The organism is Bacillus cereus group sp. MYBK14-1, from assembly GCF_051916885.1.
GTDB classification, from domain to species: Bacteria; Bacillota; Bacilli; order Bacillales; family Bacillaceae_G; genus Bacillus_A; species Bacillus_A cereus.
Map to the genome: position 1 here is coordinate 618,832 of NZ_JBQAHM010000001.1, position 20,108 is coordinate 638,939.

The window sequence follows — 20,108 nt, forward strand, 5'->3', positions numbered from 1 at the left end:
TATTTTTAATTTATAATCAAAAGTACAGAATGTTACGAAAAAGTACAGATTTTTATAAAAACCAAAAAATATTTTAAGGTTTTTTCATCTAAAAAAACAGTGAGGTTTTGTGAATTTTATACAGTATCCAAACATCACGGATTCCGTTCTACCTAACTTTTGACAAGTCTCTATTTTCTTCATAAAAACATGCATACTTTTTCTCTTTTAGAACTTCATATAAAGTATTTGAAATCAAGAATCGATAAGTTATTATAAGAATATTAAAAAAACAAAACATTTAATTTATTTATGGTATCATACAAAAAACATTTGTTTTCTCAATTAATCCCCTAGTGAGATTTGTTGAATATCTATTATTAAATGTATATTTCCTTTGCGTTTCATTCTACTAACATAGATTACAGGTGGTGTATTGTGAAAGAAATAGTATTCGTTCAAAGTAAAAAAAGACTCCTTATGAAATTCGAATTTTTAAAAAAGGATTTAGTACTTACCATTTCACTGATACTAGCAATTGTAAGCTGCTTAATACATTCGCCAAAGATCGAATATATTAACTTTGAAGTGTTAATTAGCTTATTTAATCTAATGGTGGCCATTAAGGCCTTGGAACAGCTAAAGATATTAGACAAACTTGCCGTTGCGATTTTAAATAAATGCAATAACAGCAGGTCAATATCTATTATTCTAATTTTGTTATGCTTTATTTGCTCCATGTTTGTAACAAATGATGTCGCTCTCCTCACTTTTGTTCCAATAACACTTGTCATTAGTAAAAAAACACAAATGAACATGATGGATACAATCATCCTGCAAACAATTGCGGCAAACATCGGCAGTAGCTTGATGCCTATGGGAAACCCACAAAATTTATACTTATATTCTTACTATGGAATTAAGCTCATCCCATTTTTAGGTTCAATCCTGCTTTTAGCTGTACTTGGAATCAGTTTGTTATTTATATTTACTCAAAAACTTCAAAAAACAAATTTAAAAATAGAACTACCTGTTATTACCGTGAAGAATCGAAAAAAAGCTACCATCTGGATTTTGATACTTATCACTATCATTGCATCTATTTTTGGTGTCATTAATTATTACATTGCGCTAATAGTTACATTGATGGCAGCATTTACGTTAGATAGAAACTTACTATTTAAGATCGATTACTTTCTTCTAATAACCTTTGTCTGTTTTTTTTATTTTTATCGGAAACATTTCCCATTCCGATGCGCTGGAGACATTTGCTCGCGCTAATTTAAGAGGAGATACTTCAGTCTTCTTTAGTTCCATATTCTTGAGTCAATTGATTAGCAATTTTCCTACTTCAATTCTTCTATCAAACTTTACTTCTGATTGGAAAGCTTTATTACTAGGAGTAAATATTGGAGGGCTTGGAACAATTATCGCATCTTTAGCCAGTGTAATTTCCTATAAACTATTCACTCAGGCCAATGGTAAAGAGAGTAAGGCGTATTTAATTAAATTTAGCATTTACAACTTTTCATTTTTAATCATACTTACATGTATACAATACTTTATCTTTAAATTTCTAAAAATTTTTTAAAAAATTGATTACTTTAAAAAAACCCAAATATCTCAGCATTAAATTGAGAAATTTGGGTTTTAATATAGGTATGTTTAAAGAGATACAACAAAGTTACCATCAATTTAATATTTTAAGATGTTCTCAAAGCGAAAATCTTTTAGCTTTTACGTTATTTATTAGAATTCAGTTCATTTTTTATGTACTCAGTTATATAATAAATGACTGAATTTATAGGGTAATAACTTTCAATTAATAATAGAAATATAACTTATTACAATGTTATTTCATTTTTGAAGTCCTCTTCACAAAATCCTTAATGTCCCTCAATTTTTTTCCGCTAATATTATCTTTGATCGTTGAATCTATGTCATTTTCAATATAAAAAGTTTTATTCTTAACCTTTGTTTCAAATTTATATTTATTTTTATCCCAATTTATTAGATTGCTCTTTAGGTGTGCAATATTTCTTACATCAAATTCAATCATAAAAGGTTCTAAAGCTGGATAAAAATGTCCAAGTTTATTATTTTCTTTTAAAAAAACTATATATGTCTCCTCGGATTTTGGTTTTATATACAATGGATCTTTATTTTCTACTTTTTTAGTAAACACTTTCGTAGCACCTTTCAGAATGATTCCATTTTTATCAATGATTTCATTACTTTCCTCTAATACGAGATTTTCTGAATATCTATGATTTATTAAGATTTCATTCTTTACATAGTCCCCTTTTAAGATTTCTTTGACATGAAAACTAAACAAATGGCCTTCAACATCTTCACTTTGAATCTCATGTGATGAACTGTTTGCCATATTCCATTTAGAGTATAAGCCGTCATATTCACCTAGTACAATAACGTCTGCTTCTTCAACCATTTCGCTTAAATGATTTGTAGTTTTGAATGTCTTATTTAATACTATAGTTTCAGAATTCGATGACACGCTAGACACTCCTGCCACATCTATACTGGACCAAATTGTTTTACCAATAATAATTAAAAAAGTAAATATGAATAAACATAGACACCATTTCATTGCTTTATATTTATACATTATAATAAAGTCTCCCTAAATTATATTTTCTCAATACAAAATATTCTAAATGTTAATTAAATATTAATCCAAAAGAAGAGAATGGTGCTATAATTCTCTTGTTAAAAATAATCTTTGGAGGGATAATATGAATTTTAAAAAAGGGATTACTGCATTTTTATTAGGTACTGTGTTTGTTTTTTCAAGCGTTGGCGTTTCAGAGGCTTATGTAAAAGAAGGATGGAAGCTGCCTTCAAAATCAGCTACATATAAATGGGGAGACAGATTAGACGATGGTTCAAGTATCATCAAATCTGGTTGGCAAGCTGCCGATTCAGCCTGGTACACTGCTTCTCGTATTAATTTTACAGTTTCCTCTTCTTCTGTGAACACATTAAACTCTTGGTTTGAAAGTTCCTCTACTTATTATGGAAGAATGAAGACATCTTATAATACATCCACTAAAAAAGTAACGAAATTTGCTGGTGATATTAACGCAGGTAATACAAATATTACAAAATCAAATGTTGCTAAAAGTACAGGAGTCCATGAGTTTGGTCATGCAATAGGAATAGGTCACAACAGTGGTACTTCAATTATGAACAGCAATCGTAATCGTACTACTATGCATGTCCCTCAAACTGACGATAAAAATGGTGTAAATGCAATCTATTAACAGAAAAAGGAGATGATTTCTTAATGTTAAGTAAAAAAGCAAAAACTATGGTAATTGCAATACCTTTGGCTACAGTAATTGGTTTGGGAGGATATTCAGCATTTAATAGTCACTTCTCCCCTGTTGCTGAAGAAGATAAGAATACCGAAACTGTTATTCTCAGTAAAGATTTCCCTGCTACAAGTGATTTAAATCAAATGATTAATGAAGCAGATCTAGTTGTAATCGGTGAATATGAAGGTCTTGACTCTAAGTGGAATATGGCACGTAATCCAAGTAATCCATCGGAAGAGGACAAAGAAAATTACGTTGAAGGACATCTTTATAATTTCAACATTTCCGAAACAATTAAAGGTGTGAATGAAAATAAACAAATAAAAATCAATCATCGTTTCGCTGAAACTGTAAAACTTGAAGATTCTAATGCAGTTGTTGCACCAGATGGCACAGTTACAAAAAAGGCTACTAAGATAACTACTAAAGAGGTGCAAAATAAGGATCCTTTATATATCGAACCTATGGTTAATAAAAAATATATGATGTTTTTGAAGAAGGATCAATTATTTGGTAACTACTACGGAGCAATTGAACCATTCGCAATTACCTTTGATGAAAATAACAAAGCAGACCTTCAGACAAACATAGAAACTATTAATGAAAGTAAAATGTCTTCCAAAGCACAACTTGCAGGAAAAACAATTGTATTAAAAAATGAAATACATGAAACTATTACTGACAATATTAGCGGTAAGACCCTTGATGAATTAAAAGAACAAGTAAAACAAAAAAACAAGTAATAATTATAACTTATATTGATTTTCCCTATTTCATAAGATAATTAAAATTAATTTATAACTGTTATTACAGATTAAAGAAAAATCATTTTTTTCACCCAAAAGCAAAGCAACTGCCTATCAAATTTTTTAGTAGGCAGTTGTTCAATTATTAAAATAAAGTACCATACTGTTTAATTAAATACTATTTCCAAAACAAAAAAATAAAGGTTTTCAATTCACTTGAGCTTTCTTGTCTCTAATTCATATATTCTTCTAAATTTATTTTTTGTATATCCCCCAAAAAAATCCTACATAGCGCATGTACCAAGCTTCATCTGCATAACTAGTTACATTCTCCTTTTTCTATTGTTAATAGCTTCACAATAAAAGCTGTTAAACGGAAAAAGTGGGAAGTCTTAAATTAGACTTCCCACCTTATATAAATTTACAATTAGTGACAATACCCATACAAATACAATAGTATATATAATAATCACTCATTATATGTGTTGCTCTTTTAACCGGCCAATGTAACCCCTTAGCCATCCTTCATGATTGACTTGATTGTTTCTAGATACTTAATCCCTCTATACTCATTTCAAGCGGTAATCCATTCCGATGGAAATTACAAATGACAAAATTTATCCGTTTTTCCTACTTGCTAAATTCAGCAAGTAAAATGTTTTTAAAAACTTCCGGGTTATTAATGTTTAAACTGTTCGAATTGATAGCGAGTGTATGTTTACCTCCAAGTGTTCCACCAGCAAAAGTGGAAAACCCTGGAACGCCCCCCCTGTGTCCCCATACCGAGACACCGTTCGGAAGCTTAATTTCAAGGATTCCAAGACCATACCCGGTTCCCTCTCTATTTGTAGGAACTGTAGTAAGCATTTGTTTTAACTGCTGTTCCTTCAGTAATTTGCCACCTAGTAAGTAAGAGAAGAATTTGTTTAAGTCGTCAGCAGTAGAAATCATATCTCCATCCGAGCTACCTGGGTTAATATAAGTAACGTCTTTTCGCTCACTCGCTCCGTCTAGTTGCAAATAGCCACGGGCATGCTTGGTGCCTGGAATCACGCTTGAATTACCAGGTAGAAATGTATTTGACAAATCAAGAGGTTCAATAATCCGATTTTCAACCTCTTCCGCATAACTGTTGCCAGTTACTTTTTCAATAAGGATCCCCAGTAATACGTATCCTGTGTTTGAATAAGACCAACCCTTTCCTGGGGCAAAGTCTGGGGGAAGTGAAATCCCCATCTTTACAAATTCTTCAGCCGTATATGATTTTTTTATATCCGTAATATCAAAGTCTTTTGAATTTATATAGTCAGCAATACCACTTGTATGATTCAATATTTGCCGGATCGTAATCTGATTACCATCATATCCGTTTCCTTGAATAACACCAGGTAACCATTTTTCAATGGAGTCGTCTAGATTCAAACGGTTCTCTCCAGATAATTGAAGCAGAACTGTTGCAATGAACGTTTTCGTCACACTGCCAATGCGAAAGCGAAAATCTGCTTTCATTGGTTTCTTAGTTTTCAAATCCGCTATCCCAGCACTATAACTCCAAGTTTTACCCCCCTTAGAAATTTGAGCGAGTATTCCCGGGTATCCAAGTTGCAGTTCATCTCGCATTGCTTTCTTAACGGAAGTACGATCGCTTTTCGTACTTGTTTGTAACGAACTAGATACATTTTGCGTAGATTCTGCTTTTACAATTGATGTTGGTGTTATGTATAACAGGGAACTTCCACCTATTAAAAGTGCTAGACTTGCACATGTAATTTTACTGCTTGTTTTCATAAAGAATTCCTCTCTTCTATTAAAATCGTATTGATGGTTAATAATTATGTCATATGCTAACCACACAGCTATCAACTCTCCCAATGATAAAAGTCAACACTGAATTTGCAATCAACGTACTAATCATTATTTTCACAAACACCATTGTATTCTAACAATCTCTAAATCACTCTTTTTCCACATACATATTAACCATAGAAATTACTTCTTTTCCTTAAAACACTCTTGTTACTGATTATTTGTTTTATATGTAGGCCGTACTTGTTCCCCCCTTCATGCCTCCTTATATTTTTATCCTACACAATGAAAATCTCTTTTTTCTTACCTATTCCTTACAAATTCCTTACATACAAAATCACTTCTACAATAGGATTGAAGTAGCATCTGTGCCCGAAAGCGCAAAAAACACCGATGCTTTTTCGCTTCAGTGTTTTTTGCGCTTTACATATTGAAGATTCATTTTACTCTTAGCAGGTTGAATTGCTAATTTTTTCTAATACGATTATTCTTCTTACTATATAAAACAAATTTTATAGTATTATATGAAACACTTCTCAAGTTGTCATTAAGGCACATTATTCTAAATTTATTGATCTAGTTGAGATGGACTCACTTTTTGAATTTGAACAAGTATATCAAACGTTTTACCTAATGATATATCAACAGTTTTTGGTATATCAGGCCCTTCGGTAGCTATTCCAGCGAAAATTGGATGTTGTTCGTTTAACCAAGTTTTTGTCACGCCGTTCGCCTTACGTAAATCAATAAAAAATTGATCTTTTTTGACCTGTCCAAAAATGTAGTTATAACTGTTTGGATCATCCGATTTTAATGTTCCATAGGGGCCAAATTCACCATTGCTATTCTTGACATTGTATTGTCCTTCATAAACTGACGTTCCAATAGATACGTATCTTTTTCCATAATATTCTGCTAAATGCTGCCCAGCTACTTTAGGATATATAAAAGGAAGCATATTTGTTTTCGAAACGTGTCCATTATGTGCCCATACAATGGTTTTTCCTAAATGTTCTTCAGTCCACTTCGCATTTTCATACATCGCAATATCATGTTTCAAATAAAAATCCGCTGGTTTATCAGGAGGTGTCGCTAACATTGTAGTAAACTGTTCAATAATACGAGCATTTTGCTTTATCCATGCAAACTCTTTAGATTTTCCATTTAAATAGCTTTTATTTTCCTCTAATAAAGCACTAATTTGTTTAGCATCTAAAACATACTTTTCTTTTTCTTCTTTCGTAAGGCTTTCAAAAGTATTCATATCCTTTGTTACAGGAATAAGACCTTTTATCTTCTCTTCTACTCTAGGCAACAGTTTTGAATTGTTTGCTTTAATATATTCTATTATATTATTATAAACATTTTCGTTTACTGATTGAATGTCCATCCCTATGACACGTACTTTCGATTTATGTTTTGGATTAGCATTATATTGCCGAATCCAATCAAGTAAATCTAGCATTTCTTTCGTCTTAAATACAGGTGTTAGATGTTGGCTTGGGTTTCCCTTACCAGTAAGAACATATTGATCAAGTTCCAAGGCCCTGTCCCATCCCTCTTCTAAAACTAGATTGGTAAAGCCCTTTTCAGATACTAAATACTTAACAATGCGGTGTTTCATTGTAAAAACTTCATGAGCCCCATGCGTAGCTTCACCTAAACCTACAATTGAAGCTGAACCTACCATATTCTTAAGTGGTTTCAAATCATTAAGAGATGCAGTTGGATTAGTTGTTTTTAAAGGCTTTGCATGTGCTTCTAACCATTTCGCTATTTGATTTGTATTATAGGGAGCTGTAACAGAAACCTCTGTTTTCGAATCTGCATAAGTATTTCCTACAAAATGAGTCATTGTTATAGCAGAAGCAACAATTGCAATAATTATTTTCTTTTTCATAAAAAACCTCCTGAAATATTTACTTATAGCTTTTTGACATACTCTGCCAACTTCCGTTTAAAACATTCATTTTCTTATTACTGTTAAGATACATTTATTCTAGTTCCTAAAACTCACTTATTTCTTAATAGGTTCTTAAGAAATTCTTAATTCACTTATACGAATATAAAACTAAATAAGCTTCAATTCATTGTATTGTAAATTCCTCATTGCATAACATTATAATGTACAGATATTCGTTATAAATAATGTTATCTAAAGTATTCAATTTCAGTATGTATTATTAACGTAGTTAATATATGGTTAATATGAAGTTCCAAATTTTGATTGTTTGTAGTCTCTTTATCATAGGGTTAATTTAGGGGTTATTTTTTGTTCACTTCATTTTTTTCGGCACTCTGCATCTAGACGGTATACCCATTGGCCACAGTTAGACTATTTCAAATCAAAAAAATAGATTACCTGCACACTAAAGAGTATAGCGCACAGGTAATCTAGTTGTTTTTGAGATTAATAAAAAACTAATTTATCTTTTGAATTCTTCCATCAATAATAGACTGAATTGGTTCTTTTGATTTTTTTATATAATCTACTAATGCTTCAAAATCAGTTGGTCCTGTTTCAGCATCTTTACCGTTTTTAAAGGATACAAATCCATCTCCACCTGAAGCTAGAAATGCGTTCGCAACGACGCTGTAAGTTTTAGAAGGAATAATTTCTTCTCCATTTGTTAAGCGAATACTTGTTACTTTTTCTCCATTAGGCTTGTTCGCATCCCAAGTGTATTGGATACCTGAAATTTGAAGCATTCTTGTTATGTCTTTTTGCCATTGTTGATTTAAAATATCACGAATGTCTTGACCTGTTAAATTTACTTTTATTAATTGATTTCCGAATGGTTGAATACCATATATCTCTCCCCATGTAATATCACCAGCATCTAAGTCATTACGAATACCACCAGGATTCATAAGTGCAATTTGGGATTGCATTGTTGTACGCTGAGCATCAGCAACTAAATTTCCAAGAGTAGATTCACCAGCCATATTTTGTTTGCGATCTAGTGGAGCGATAGACTTACCTACAACTTCATTAACAAGAGGTGCGATTTTTGCTTGATATTTCTCCATCTTCTTCTTTATTTTTTTATCAGGCTCTATGCCTTCATGATAAGTTGTAACAATTTCTGCTTTTTTCTCAACAATATCTTGTGTCTTACGATCAATCTTTACATCAACATCAGCAAAAGCCATACCATAAGAATTTGCTTGTACGACAAGTTTATTATTAACAGTTCCATTTACATAGGTGTGGCTATGGCCACCAAAAATAACATCGACTTCTGGATCAGTCTCATTTGCTAATCGGACGATATCACCATTTGTTACGCCGTTCCCATCTGTTATACCTCCGTTATGTGCAAGAACAACGATAGATTTAACGCCTAGTTTTTTTAATTGCTTTACGGATTTGTTAATAGCTTCAACTTCATCTGTAATTTCTACATTCTTTAGCATAGTAGGCATAACAAGGTTAGGAACATCCGTTGTTACGACTCCGATAAAGCCAACAGGAACTCCTTGTACCTTTTTTATAGTGAATGGTGGTAAAAATAAACGACCGGTGGATTTATTATAGAAATTTGCAGCAACATATGGGAATTTTGCTCCTTTAAAATTTCCTGTTTTCTCATGGTATCCACCATAAATAAGGCGGTTCATTTCTTCAACACCTTCATCAAATTCATGATTTCCTATCGTTCCAACATCGAATTTCAAATCATTTAGAAATTCAATTGTAGGTTCGTCTTGTAATAATGCTGAAACAGGAGTACTTGCTCCAACAACATCTCCAGCATGTACCTTTAATGTATTTGGATTTTGTTTTTCACGATCACGTAAATAAGCCCCTAAGTACTCAATTCCCCCTGCATCTTTATTGTTAATTTTTTTTACAGTGTCTAGTTGCCCATGAAAATCGTTAATACCGAGCATTTGTACATCTATGTAGCGATTTTGTTCTGTACTTGCTTGGATTGAAGGCGCAGCAAATACACTAGTAAAAGTAACTGTACTTAATGCTAAAGCAACTGGAATAATTTTTTTCAACATAAAATTTCTCTCCCCTAATTAAAATCTGACATAATACGATGTTATTTTAATATATTAAGAGAATTATTTCCATAAAAATTCTACCAATTATAAAAATTAATAAGATTTTATTGTTTTCTGACAAGATATTTCTTCCTCAAAAAATGTACATTTCTTTGTTTTGAGGAAGAAATATTATCTTGATAGTAATATAGCAATACATCTAAAAGACCTAAAAAAACTCTAAACAATAAATTTTTGCTGTTAAGAAGAATATTCAATTCGAAACTAATGAAGATTTATCAACCTAACATATCAATACCACCATTTAAAAAGATGCTCCTGGATTTATCCAAGAGCATCTTTTATAAAGCTTTATTTTTTACTTATTTATAATTTATCAACTAACAATTATATAGTTGTAATCAGTCCTTTAAAAATAATAGGAGTGCTTCATTAAATTCTTTAGCATGCGTTGCATTTAGCCCATGTGGACCACCCTTTATTAAGGCTACTTTAGAATTAGGAATTGCTTCATGTGTTAATTTCCCACTATATTCATATGGTACAGTTGCATCAGAATCACCGTGAATAATAAGAGTAGGTATATTAAACTTCTCCAAGTCTTTTCTAAAATCTGTCTTACTAAAGGCGGTAATACAATCAAGTGTTCCTTTAGGTGATGCACTGGCTGCAATATCCCAATTATATAAACGGAATGGCTCACTTACTAAATCTGTTCGATTACCAGCCGTGAAAAATCCCTTAGTAAATTCATCAAGAAATGCAAGGCGGTCATTTATCACACCACTTTTGAATGCTTCAATTGTTGCATCATCTAAGGCCCCTTCAGGATGATCCTCTGATTTGTATAAATACGGAGGAACTGCCCCAGCAAAAACAGCCTTTTCAATACGATCTGTTCCATACGTACTAATATACCGGGCTACTTCGCCTCCACCCATAGAAAAACCAACAAGTGTGACATTTTGAAGCTCTAAATGTTCTAATAGTTGATGTAAATCAGAAGTAAAGGTATCATATTCATACCCTTCCCACGGCTGAGATGATTGTCCAAATCCTCGACGATCATATGTTATAACTCTGTATCCAGCCTCAACAAGAGCGGGAACTTGGTATTCCCAAGATCGACCACTTAACGGCCAACCATGAATGAGTACAACTGGTTTTCCTGTGCCATGATCCTCATAATATATCTCAATTGGTTCTTGCTTTTCGGTTCCTACAGTAATTTTAGCCATGCTTCTACCTCCTAAAAATATTCCAATATGTATCCTTTTCTTCAATAATCTGGATGAACATCATAACCTATTCATGCACGTTTATGTTGTGAATTCTAAGTATGAAACTCTATTGTTCCAATGCATTCATTTTCTCCTTTTGGAACAATCCCCCCTCTAATACCTTTTGCATCATAAAATAATTACTGAACATTACTCCTATTCAATTGTAATAACAAAAATAGGTGACTATCAATATCGTTCTATCTATAGGATGTATAGGTAAAACCAATCTATTTTATAGTGAAAACAACTATAGTTACGACCTATACAAATTATAGATAATTTAGAATTGATTAACGAATCAGTTTTCAAATACTATAAATTTGTATAGCACTTCATGTTCTGTGAATGCTGCTATAACCAATATTATTGGTCAGCTTAGTTATAAACGAAGAAACTTATGATAGTATTCGACTATTTAAACTTTCTTCGATTACTTAATTTTTAGGAGGAATACATAATGACTGATCTCTATTCTCGTATTAACAAAGATGATGCTGTTGTGCTTTTAGTAGATCATCAAACTGGTCTTATGTCCGGACTAGTACGTGACTATGGTGTTGATGAATTCAAGAACAATGTTTTAGCTCTTGCTCATACTGCTAAGTTTTTTAATTTACCAGTTATTTTAACAACAAGTTTTGAAAACGGGCCTAATGGACCTTTAATGCAAGAATTGGTTGATCTCTTTCCTCATGCACCAAAAATAGCTCGACCTGGACAAATTAACGCATGGGATAATGATGATTTTGTAAAAGCAATCGAAGAAACTGGAAAAAAACAACTTATCATCGCAGGCGTAGTTACGGACGTTTGTGTTGCTTTCCCGGCACTTTCCGCTATAAAAGCTGGATATGAAGTATTTGCTGTTACTGATGCTTCAGGAACTTTCAGTAAACAAGTTGCAGATGCTGCCAATACACGTATGGCACATAGTGGCGTGCAACTTATGAACTGGTTTAGCGTAGCTTGCGAATTACAACGCGATTGGCGCAACGATGTCGAAGGTTTTGGCAATTTGCTTGCTAGCAATCTTCCAGGCTATCAAAATATAATTGGAAGCTATAGAGGAGCTCAGCGAGATCTTAGTAAACAAAATGCATAAATGTATCTCAAGGAAATAGCTTTAAATCACCTTTTTTAAAGTAGATAGTATAAATTTAGTGCTGATTAAATCAGCACTAAATTTAAATTAAAAAGTATAGTAGAGCTTCAATTGACAGAAGATACATTACTTTCAATAAACAATTGAAAAAGGAGCGTTTTATTATGAGTAATTTAGAATTGTTAAATCCGGAGAACAGTGCCTTAATTTTAATTGATTTTCAACCTCAAATGACTTTTGGAGTTGCAAGTATTGATAGACAAACATTGATTAATAACGTTATGCTACTTGCTAAATCAGCAAAAACTTTTAACGTACCTACTATTCTTACTACAGTTGAAACACGCAGCTTTTCTGGTTATTTTTGGCCACAAATTCTTGATATATTCCCAAACCATGAAATTATAGAACGTAGTTCAATGAACTCTTGGGAAGATCCGAAATTTGTTGAGGCAGTTAAAGCAACCGGTAGAAAGAAATTAATATTTGCAGCACTTTGGACTGAAGTTTGCCTTGCATTCCCTGTGCTTGAAGCAATTAAAGCTGGCTATGAGGTATATGCAGTTGATGATGCTTCAGGTGGTACTAGTTTGACAGCACATAACGCTGCTATGCGTCGTGTAGAACAAGCTGGTGCAATTCCAGTGACAGCAATTCAAGTTTTACTTGAATACCAACGTGACTGGGCACACAAAGACACTTATGATGCTGTAATGGAGATTGTAAAGGAACACACTGGTGCTTATGGTCAAGGTGTAGAATACGCATATACTATGGTGCACGGCGCGCTTCCAAGCAGGAAAATATGAAACAAGAAGGAGTAGCTGTCGAAGAGACTTATACAGGGAACACGATGGATGCTGGCAATCCAGTAACAACCATTGTTACATGGGAAATTCAAGAAGGTAGAGAAAAACAGTTTGAAACATGGAGACATGAAATTGAGGCTGCGGCTACTAAATTCCCAGGACATTTAGGTGTAAATCTAATAGTCCCAAGTAACGAATCCAGAGAGTATACTGTTATTTTTCGCTTTGATACGTATGAGCATCTACGTACTTGGCAAGAATCAGATGTTCGCCGGGATTTGTTAAAAACGGCGGAGCAATTTCAAGCCACTAATCCAACTTACAAAACTGAAAGCAGTTTGGCTTATTGGTTTGTTACTCCGAAAACGCCAGTTCCACCGCCAAAATGGAAAATGTCTATCGTTACCCTTCTGGGTGTATGGCCTCTTAGCATGTTAGTTCCTAAAGTGATAGGACCTATTATAAAACATATGAATCCTATTATGTCAGCTTTTTTTGTTTCTGTATGTATCGTGTCCTTGCTATCATGGGTAGTCATGCCGATTTTCGGTAAATTATTTCATCCATGGTTACAAAATAATAGAAAGTAGACGAGGTGTGAACATGAATTTACCGGATATGATCTTATATAACGGAAAAATTACTACCCTTGACCCTTCTCAGCCTGAGGTATCTGCTATCGCCATAACTGATGGTTTAGTCACTGCAGTAGGTGGAGATGAGCTTCTTAATAGTGCCACGGAAAAAACAAAAAAAATAGACCTTAAAAGAAAGAGAGCTATTCCAGGCCTGAATGACTCCCATATACACGTGATTCGTGGTGGTCTGCATTATAATATGGAATTACGTTGGGAAGGCGTGCCATCACTTTTTATTGCTCTAGAAATGCTCAAAGAACAGGCAAGGCGTACACCTGCTCCTCAGTGGGTAAGAGTAGTTGGAGGTTGGTCTGAATTTCAATTTAAAGAGAGACGGATGCCAACATTAGAAGAGATTAATGCTGTTTCTGAAGACACGCCTGTCTTTGTGCTACATCTTTACGATAGAGCACTTGTAAATCGTGCAGGGCTACGTGCACTGGGATACACGAAAGATACCCCAGACCCTCCAGGCTGTTTAATTCAGCGGGATAAAAGAGGTAATCCAACGGGCCTTTTAATTGCTAACCCTAACGCTTCTATTCTTTATTCAAGTTTGGGTAAAGCTCCAGTACTTAATCTTGACGACCAGATTAACTCAACTCGCCATTTTATGCGTGAATTAAATAGATTAGGTATTACAAGTGCCATCGACGCAGGTGGTGGTTTCCAAAATTACCCTGATGACTACAAAGTTGTTGAACATTTAGCCGAGAAGGAACAATTAACTTTGCGTATTGCTTATAATCTATTTACGCAAAATCCTAATCATGAATATGAAGACTTTGCTTCATGGGCAAAAATTGTTTCTCCCGGTCAAGGAAATGATAAGTATAAAATGAATGGTGCCGGAGAAATGTTAGTATTCTCGGCAGCCGATTTTGAAAAATTTCAAATGCCACGGCCCGAACTAGCTACAGTAATGGAAGCCGACTTAAAGAAAGTAATTTCTCTATTGGTGGAAAACCGTTGGCCATTCCGTTTACATGCAACTTATGACGAGTCAATCACACGTTTCTTAAATGTATTTGAGGAAGTTAACAGAGAAATTCCTTTTAATGGGCTACGCTGGTGGTTTGATCATGCAGAAACAATCTCAGATCGTAGTATGGAACGTGTTAAGGCTTTAAATGGCGGTATTGCCATCCAAGACCGCATGGCTTTTCAAGGTGAATACTTTGTTGACTTATACGGAAAGGAAGCTGCAAAGCATACTCCTCCGATTTATCGTATGTTAGACCTTGGTATACCTGTTGGCGCCGGTAGTGATGCAACCAGGGTTTCCAGCTATAACCCTTGGGTTGCTCTTTACTGGATGGTTGCTGGAAAAACCATTGGTGGGCTTTCCATATACGATGAAAAAAATAAACTTGATAGAAAAGTAGCCCTGGAATTATATTCAAAAGGAAGTGCGTGGTTCTCTGGCGATGAAGGTAAAAAAGGAACCCTGGCAGTAGGTCAGTTTGCTGATATTGCTGTATTGTCTGCTGACTACTTTACTGTGCCGGAAGAAGAAATCAAAGACCTTGAATCATTGCTCACCATTATGGGTGGGCAGGTTGTTTATGGAAATAATGAATTTAAAAACTTATCACCTGAATTGCCGCCAGCATCACCTGATTGGTCACCGACGGGCGTTTATGGTTATGGTGGTGCTAACCTAGCCAACACTATACTTTCTCACGATTCCCGTGATAACAAGTTACATAGTTGTAGTAACCCTCTCCATCAACACACTCATACCGTAATAGGAAAAGATGGAACTAAATGGGGTATTGGTTGTACTTGCTTTGCTTTCTAAATCAAAACCACCGGTATAATGCCGGTGGTTTTCTTTCTACAATAAGGATATATAAATTCAAAATAGCAGTGTATATCCCTACATGGAATCTGTTACTATGCGATAAGACCGAAGAATTGATTGATTAACTTAACTTGTTTTTGATAGCCTTCTCTCCTTGCAAAGTCTGTCCTTTTTTCCTTAATTAAAAGTCAATGGTATCCCCTTTTTGATCGACTACACCACACATATAAATCCACTGTCCTTCGACTTTAATATAGATTTTAATTTTTTCAATTGTTACACTAGAATCATTATTATTTCTATTACACTGATACTTTTTGAGAATCATTTAACTTCTGCATAAAGATGCGTGCTGCAAAACTTAAAAATTTATCACCAAAGTGAATAAGATTAATATCTTGACTTGGTGTTGGATCAGTAATACGAACTATGCTCAAAGTATCATTATTAACAAAGTTAACCAGTGAAAGAGGTATTATGGCAACACCATGTCCATTGTATACAAGGCTCAATAGAGAAATAGAAGATTTTGTTTCTATATTTGCTTCAGATAAAGATAACCCTAAACTCTCACAATATATCTTAATAGATTCACGACAACTACATGAAACCATTACTCTACTGAGCCCTACTAATTCTCGAAAAGAAACAAATGATTTTTCATTCAAAGGATGATTTTTGGGAATTACAAGGACGAGCTCTTCACTATACAAAAGGGTGTTTGTTAATGTGTCTGGAATTTGAGCACTACGTGTAATCCCGAAATCAATATTTTTGTCAACGATTTGATTTACAGCAACTTCGGATTCTATAATCTTTACTACAATGTTGGGATAATGTTGTTGAAACTTCATAATATAAGGTGTTAAATAAGTAAGATCCTCTAATAAACCTCCTATAGTAATCACACCTCTTTTTACACCCTTTAATTCAAAAATTTCATTATAAACGTCATCAAATTGTTGCATGATAAATTTTCCTTTATCAAATAGCAGCTTACCCGCTTCTGTCATTTTGATACCTCTTCCAACTCGATGAAACAAGGGTGTATCAAGTTCACCTTCTAAAACTCGTATTTGTTGACTTAAAGTCGGCTGTGAAATACCTAGAACTTCCGCAGCTTTAGTGAAACTATTATTATTACAAACTTGAATAAAATACTCTAAATGACGTAATTCCATTCTTGATACCCACTCTCCGCTTTATGAAAGATTTATAATTTAAAGGACGATATGTATACATTAACATAACAACTTTATTTCATATTATACCGATTGAAATTACACGCTTTATTCATTTTGTATTATAATAAATTTACTACCATTTATTAATTTTTCCTCCTGTTTATTTAAATTATATTTAATTAAGACATTACTAATTCGAGATATATTTCTAAAGATTTATAGTTCTAGTGCATAATACCCTAATTTTTTCAACTTTTCGATTATCATTTTTTTCTCAGTATAGTCCAAACCACCAAATATTTGCTGAATCGCCTCTTTATGCTGAGGAAAAATAATATCCATTAGTTCAATACCTTCTGAAGTAATTGACGCATACGTGACACGGCGGTCTTTAGGACATGGTTTTCGTATTAAGAACCTCTTCTTTTCCAACTTATCCACTACATACGTGATACTACTACTTGCAAGTAATATTTTGTCTCCAATTTTTTGTATAGGCTGATCGCCTTTACTATACAGTAGCTCAAGCACTGCAAATTCAGTTGGATTAAGTCCATAACTTTTTATATCCTCTTCAATACGCTTAGTAATTGACTGTACTGCCCTTGATAATATAACAAATAACTTTAAAGATAAGCTCTCATCGTTAATCACGCTCATAATTACCAATCCTTTACAAGTTATCTTGGATTCGAGATTCATTATATTATCGTCAAAATATTATGTCAATCATTCATTTTAGCTTTATCAATCCATTTATAATTTATTTCTCAACATATGACATATGGAATTAGAAGAAAACAATTGTTACTATATAAGTATCTCAATTACGTTATTTCTTTTAAAGAGAGCTTGTTTTTAATCGCAAGTTCTCTTTTGCCATATTCTAAATTGAATCCGGACAAATTTCAGAGTATATGATATAGTTTTTAAACAAAGATTAGAGCTCTCCTACAGGAAGGAGAGCTCTAATCTTTCATATAAATATTCACCATTTTTATCATTGCGAGGACATCAAAACTTTAACTTGATGGGGATATGGTGCTATCTCAATTAATAAATATTACAAACCATATATCTATCATATTTTTTATAAACAGGATTAATTAGATTTAAAAAAAGATTTCTTTTTCTTTACTCGTAATAAGTCACCTGTCCATCCTTTGAATCGCATATACATATACATACCCGCTGTTGTGAAAATAATAAATAAGAGAGCGATTAAATAGCTATATTTCCATTCTAGTTCAGGCATGTATTTAAAATTCATACCCCATAATGCTCCTAAGGCTGTCAAAGGCGTACTCACAGCAGTTAATACAGTAAGAGCTTTCATAATTTCATTCCCACGATGAGAAGAAACAACTTCTTGTAAATGAATCATCGTGTCTAATTCTTCTTGGTACTCTTTAACAAGTTGTAATCCACGCTCTAATTTTACGTATGTTTGTTTATAACAAAGGGTGTTTGTTAGTTTTTCTAACCAAGCTTCTTTTAGGCCTTGTAACACTTCTTGTATTAAGCGAAACACATGTGTGTTCATAAATAATTCATGACGAATATGATAAATCCTTTCTAAAACTGCTATGTTATTATGATGATAAAAATCCCATAATACATTTCTGAAATTGTTTTCAAAGTAGTCAACCTTTCGCAAATAATGAGATATAAACATTGATAAGATAGCACATAATCCTTCAGCGGAACTATTACAATTTTTTGTACCCATAGGGAAATTATGTATTAATTTTTGGAAATCCTCTTCCTCTTTTTCCTGAACTGTTATCAGTATTCCATGAGCTACGAAATAATGAAGAAATTTTTGAATTTTGGCGTCCTTTTTATCTTGATCATATAAAAACGAACCATATACACAAGTTTGACTTGGTGATAACGTATAAACATATAATCCATTTTCACAAGGAGAACTTATTTTCTTTACAAATTGAGCGAAATAAGATGTTACATCACGAGGGATTATAGAAGAAAGTTTTTCAAGCTCACTAGTTTTCACATGATACCAACTCCATTTCGTCATTTTTATGCATTCCATATTATTCTTCCTTTCTAAATAGTTTTATGTTTGATCGAATCATATCCGTAATACGAAATTTGTATGTAGGTATTCATGTCTTGGAGGAAGAGTTTTTAGATCATCTAAATTACAAAATAAATAACATAGGAGGTCTTATTCTTTTAAAAGGAAGACCCCCTATATATTAGTTATTTTTATTTTCAATTTTAAACATTTCCTCTATACAAGCACTTTTTATCTTTTCTTATAAAGAATTTATTATATGTGGAAAAGAAGCTACATAATTTGGCACGTCTATTCAACGAACTCCATTTCATTCGTTATTATAATTTGGATTCATATGCAGATTGATTGGTGATGTCCTCAAATACTTGACTCCCAATAATGTAGTATCCATGGAGTGCAGCCTCTTTCGAAGCGTCTACCATACGGAAAGAAGAAATTTCACTTTTCATTTTTTCAATTCGTTTTTTGTGGAGATCTACTATTCCTCCTGTCCAAATAATAGTGTTATACTGTTCTAACTTAAATTGTTCTTGTAATACACGCATGACGTCTTGGAAGTGTGCATCCAACTCTTTTTGAATCAAAGTATGAACCTGACTTGCCTCATGATTTTCTTCTCGACATTCATATCCTTTTTCTAATATGTTTGGCATGTCGTTAATATGCAATTGATTACTTTCACCCTCATGATTCTGCACGATATTCTTAATATTTTTCAAAGGCTTGCTACATCCTAGTTCCGCCTCATAATGATTTAAAATGACATTCTGTTTCATATCTGTCATTTCTACTGTACGAAATCCGCCATCAATAATTAAGATGCGATCTCGCTCCTGAATGATTCCCTCTTTTAAGAAATAGGCATGTAAAGCGACCGGTTGCTGAAGAATCAAAGCATTTTCCACCGTAATATGAATAAATTTCCCATCAATTTGTACGGAAGTTTCTTTTTTTAGTGCACGTTGTAATTGCTCATGCTGACTACCAAAACAAGTAACGGGGAGCCCGGTAACAACTAGAGGTAACACGACATTTTCTTTATAATCCTTTGCAATGCAACCAAATATTTGTTGTTTAAATCGTTCGCTTTCATAATAATTTTCTATTTCTTCGTCAAATGGAGGAAGAAACGAAGCGTCAGATTGATGTGCTTCATTTCCCATGTAGTATGCAAAATCTAAGTCTATAAAACTTACCTTTGTTAAATCTTCACTTTCAGCATGATTAGGTACAGGGGCTAGTGTGGAAGCTTCACTCTTGATTGTCATCTCAGAATCTACATCCTGTCGATATGCCCTTTTGGTAAAGCCAATTCCTACATCAATTGCATACAGAGATTTCATACTTTTTTCCTCACTTTCTATTTT

The 20,108-nt window shown here is 33.3% G+C and carries 15 protein-coding genes and 1 pseudogene; 7 read left to right on the forward strand and 9 right to left on the reverse strand.

Annotation, left to right across the window (positions count from 1 at the left end; genetic code table 11):
- Positions 1–417: 417 nt before the first annotated feature.
- Positions 418–1,570: pseudogene (locus ACTFR3_RS03195) on the forward strand (anion transporter).
- 261 nt (positions 1,571–1,831) lie between these two features.
- Here ACTFR3_RS03195 and ACTFR3_RS03200 read toward each other — a convergent pair.
- Complete coding sequence (locus ACTFR3_RS03200) at positions 1,832–2,605, reverse strand: hypothetical protein (protein WP_000280045.1); 774 nt, start codon at positions 2,603–2,605, stop codon at positions 1,832–1,834.
- A 127-nt stretch (positions 2,606–2,732) separates the two neighbouring features.
- Here ACTFR3_RS03200 and ACTFR3_RS03205 point away from each other — a divergent pair, with 127 nt between their 5' ends.
- Entirely contained in the window at positions 2,733–3,260 is a 528-nt protein-coding gene (locus tag ACTFR3_RS03205) for a matrixin family metalloprotease (RefSeq protein ID WP_001009605.1), read from the forward strand.
- 23 nt (positions 3,261–3,283) lie between these two features.
- On the forward strand, positions 3,284–4,057 hold the full coding sequence (locus ACTFR3_RS03210) for a hypothetical protein (RefSeq protein ID WP_000949362.1): 774 nt from the start codon (positions 3,284–3,286) through the stop codon (positions 4,055–4,057).
- A gap of 633 nt (positions 4,058–4,690) precedes the next feature.
- Here the strand turns inward: ACTFR3_RS03210 and ACTFR3_RS03215 are convergent.
- The 4 genes from ACTFR3_RS03215 to ACTFR3_RS03230 form a co-directional block, all read right to left on the reverse strand.
- On the reverse strand, positions 4,691–5,848 hold the full coding sequence (locus ACTFR3_RS03215; protein WP_440044151.1) for a serine hydrolase domain-containing protein: 1,158 nt from the start codon (positions 5,846–5,848) through the stop codon (positions 4,691–4,693).
- A gap of 586 nt (positions 5,849–6,434) precedes the next feature.
- The gene (locus tag ACTFR3_RS03220; protein ID WP_440044152.1) at positions 6,435–7,766 is read right to left on the reverse strand and encodes an erythromycin esterase family protein; all 1,332 of its coding nucleotides are present in this window, start codon (positions 7,764–7,766) and stop codon (positions 6,435–6,437) included.
- 521 nt (positions 7,767–8,287) lie between these two features.
- A complete protein-coding gene (locus tag ACTFR3_RS03225) occupies positions 8,288–9,877 on the reverse strand; it encodes a bifunctional metallophosphatase/5'-nucleotidase (protein ID WP_000913780.1) in 1,590 nt (529 codons plus the stop codon).
- A 404-nt stretch (positions 9,878–10,281) separates the two neighbouring features.
- Positions 10,282–11,118, reverse strand: a complete 837-nt coding sequence (locus ACTFR3_RS03230) for a bromoperoxidase (protein WP_440041536.1) — start codon at positions 11,116–11,118, stop codon at positions 10,282–10,284.
- A gap of 502 nt (positions 11,119–11,620) precedes the next feature.
- Between ACTFR3_RS03230 and ycaC the strand changes: the two genes are divergently transcribed.
- The 4 genes from ycaC to ACTFR3_RS03250 all read left to right on the forward strand — a co-directional run bounded on the left by ycaC (position 11,621) and on the right by ACTFR3_RS03250 (position 15,513).
- Positions 11,621–12,265 carry an isochorismate family cysteine hydrolase YcaC gene (gene ycaC / locus ACTFR3_RS03235; RefSeq protein ID WP_000131227.1) on the forward strand — a complete coding sequence of 215 codons (645 nt, stop codon included), beginning with the start codon at positions 11,621–11,623 and terminating at the stop codon, positions 12,263–12,265.
- A 164-nt stretch (positions 12,266–12,429) separates the two neighbouring features.
- Positions 12,430–13,074, forward strand: coding sequence for a hydrolase (locus tag ACTFR3_RS03240; RefSeq protein ID WP_000067162.1), 645 nt, complete (start codon positions 12,430–12,432; stop codon positions 13,072–13,074).
- Complete coding sequence (locus ACTFR3_RS03245; RefSeq protein ID WP_000806860.1) at positions 13,071–13,664, forward strand: antibiotic biosynthesis monooxygenase; 594 nt, start codon at positions 13,071–13,073, stop codon at positions 13,662–13,664. Before ACTFR3_RS03240 ends, ACTFR3_RS03245 begins: the two co-directional genes overlap by 4 nt.
- Positions 13,665–13,677: 13 nt before the next feature.
- Positions 13,678–15,513, forward strand: coding sequence for an amidohydrolase (locus ACTFR3_RS03250; protein WP_440041534.1), 1,836 nt, complete (start codon positions 13,678–13,680; stop codon positions 15,511–15,513).
- Positions 15,514–15,818: 305 nt separating this feature from the next.
- Here ACTFR3_RS03250 and ACTFR3_RS03255 read toward each other — a convergent pair whose 3' ends face one another.
- The 4 genes from ACTFR3_RS03255 to ACTFR3_RS03270 form a co-directional block, all read right to left on the reverse strand.
- Positions 15,819–16,697, reverse strand: a complete 879-nt coding sequence (locus ACTFR3_RS03255; RefSeq protein ID WP_440041532.1) for a LysR family transcriptional regulator — start codon at positions 16,695–16,697, stop codon at positions 15,819–15,821.
- 219 nt (positions 16,698–16,916) lie between these two features.
- On the reverse strand, positions 16,917–17,360 hold the full coding sequence (locus ACTFR3_RS03260; protein WP_000111425.1) for a MarR family winged helix-turn-helix transcriptional regulator: 444 nt from the start codon (positions 17,358–17,360) through the stop codon (positions 16,917–16,919).
- A gap of 442 nt (positions 17,361–17,802) precedes the next feature.
- On the reverse strand, positions 17,803–18,753 hold the full coding sequence (locus tag ACTFR3_RS03265; protein WP_440044154.1) for a magnesium transporter CorA family protein: 951 nt from the start codon (positions 18,751–18,753) through the stop codon (positions 17,803–17,805).
- Positions 18,754–19,058: 305 nt separating this feature from the next.
- The gene (locus ACTFR3_RS03270; protein WP_061457418.1) at positions 19,059–20,084 is read right to left on the reverse strand and encodes a ParM/StbA family protein; all 1,026 of its coding nucleotides are present in this window, start codon (positions 20,082–20,084) and stop codon (positions 19,059–19,061) included.
- Between the last annotated feature and the right edge of the window lie 24 nt (positions 20,085–20,108).